This is a genomic window from Ruegeria sp. HKCCD8929, assembly GCF_013031405.1.
Lineage (GTDB): Bacteria > Pseudomonadota > Alphaproteobacteria > Rhodobacterales > Rhodobacteraceae > Ruegeria.
The window spans coordinates 1-1,416 of sequence record NZ_WPZY01000129.1 but is presented as its reverse complement, the minus strand read 5'-3'; the positions used below and the strand labels follow the sequence as shown (position 1 = coordinate 1,416).

General features: G+C 60.0%; 1 protein-coding gene. It reads left to right on the top strand.

What is annotated here, in order from left to right:
- Positions 1–95 precede the first annotated feature (95 nt).
- Positions 96–1,385, top strand: coding sequence for an IS256 family transposase (locus GOX53_RS29375; protein ID WP_171182412.1), 1,290 nt, complete (start codon positions 96–98; stop codon positions 1,383–1,385).
- Positions 1,386–1,416: the final 31 nt, after the last annotated feature.

Sequence of the window (1,416 nt, the reverse complement as noted above, 5' to 3'; positions counted from 1 at the left end):
GAGCTATAGCCAAAAGTTGGTGATGGCCCTGAGGGGCGGCATATCATGGCGTTGTCTACGCGCCGCAATTCTCTACCGAGAAAAGGATATGCCACATGTCAGAAACTACCATTCCACGGCTTGCTGATCCATCCATTGTTGGCAGGCGATTTCGTAGCGATCTGCCGATAGGGGGATATTCGCCCGACCCGTTGACCGAAGTGCTTCGGGCCGGTGCTCGGCACTTGATCGAGCAAGCGGTTGAGGCGGAACTCGTCGCGCTCCTGACGGCCCACGTTGGCGACAGGACCGAAGATGGCCGGGCGCGTCTGGTGCGCCATGGCCACCTGCCCGAGCGCGAGGTGATGACCGGGATCGGCCCGGTGCCGGTGAAGGTGCCGCGTGTGCGGGATCGGGGCAATGAAGCCGAGAAAGTCCGGTTCAAGTCGTCGATCCTGCCGCCCTATCTGCGCAAGGCCAAATCCATTGAGGAACTGTTGCCCTGGCTTTACCTCAAGGGCATTTCCACCGGCGATTTCCAGGAAGCCCTGGCGGCGCTGCTCGGGCCGAACGCGGCGGGGTTATCATCCACCACCATATCGCGCCTCAAGACTGATTGGTGGACGGAATATGAGCGCTGGCAGCGCCGGGATCTCAGCGCCCGGCGGTTTGTCTACATCTGGGCGGATGGCGTCTACTTCAAGCCGCGCATGTCTGAGGATAAACAATGCGTTTTGGTGCTGATCGGCGCCGACGAATGGGGCCACAAGGAGGTTCTCGGCCTGACCGACGGTTACCGTGAAAGCACGCAGAACTGGCGCGAGCTGTTGCTCGACCTAAAGCGGCGTGGTCTCAACCACGCCCCCGGTCTGGCCGTCGGCGATGGGGCGCTCGGCTTCTGGGCAGCGCTGCGCGAGGTGTTCGGAGCTACGCGGGAACAACGCTGTTGGGTTCACAAGACCGGAAACGTGCTCAATGCGATGCCCAAGTCGGTGCAACAAAAAGCCAAGGGCCATCTGCACGACATCTGGCAGGCGGAAACCAAAGCCGAAGCAGGGGCGGCCTTCGATTTCTTCGTCGAAACCTACGGTGTGAAATACAGCAAGGCGGTCGCCAAGCTGGCCAAGGACCGCGATGTGCTGCTCTCTTTCTATGATTTTCCGGCCGAGCATTGGAAACACATCCGAACCTCGAATCCCATCGAGAGCACCTTCGCAACAGTCCGCCACCGGACCGGCAAGACCAAGGGATGTCTGAGCCGCAAAACCGGCCTCGCCATGGCGTTCAAAATGATGATGTCAGCCCAGGCCAAATGGCGGAAGCTCGACGGTGTCAACCGGATGCCCGAAATCGTTCAAGGCATTGCCTTCATCGACGGGATAAAGCAACTTCACCATGCCGCCTGATCACACCGTCACCAACTTTCGGGCATAGCTC